Source organism: Microvirga pakistanensis (assembly GCF_004458765.1).
Taxonomy (GTDB): domain Bacteria; phylum Pseudomonadota; class Alphaproteobacteria; order Rhizobiales; family Beijerinckiaceae; genus Microvirga; species Microvirga pakistanensis.
In genome coordinates, this window is sequence record NZ_SPJX01000501.1 from 1 (window position 1) to 223 (window position 223).

At 73.1% G+C, this 223-nt stretch carries 1 protein-coding gene; it reads right to left on the reverse strand.

What is annotated here, in order from left to right; genetic code table 11:
* A partial coding sequence (locus E4K09_RS22375) for a hypothetical protein (RefSeq protein WP_134499911.1) occupies positions 1 to 223 on the reverse strand: 223 nt, incomplete at both ends.

Sequence of the window (223 nt, forward strand, 5' to 3'; positions counted from 1 at the left end):
AGCGGGGCCGACGACTTCTTGGGCTCCGCGAGCAGGTTCAGTTGCGGCAGCTGATAATTGCTGTCGTCCAAGAGCGAGGGCTGTGCCTCGCGCGCCATGCGCCGGCCGGGTTTCGGTGCGCCCGGAGCCGGCGCGACGCGAGCCGAGGCCGGCTCCGGCCGCAGGGCGGCGCGGGGAACGGGCTGCGTCACGGGCCCGTCCTCGTAAGCCTCGTCGTCGTCCT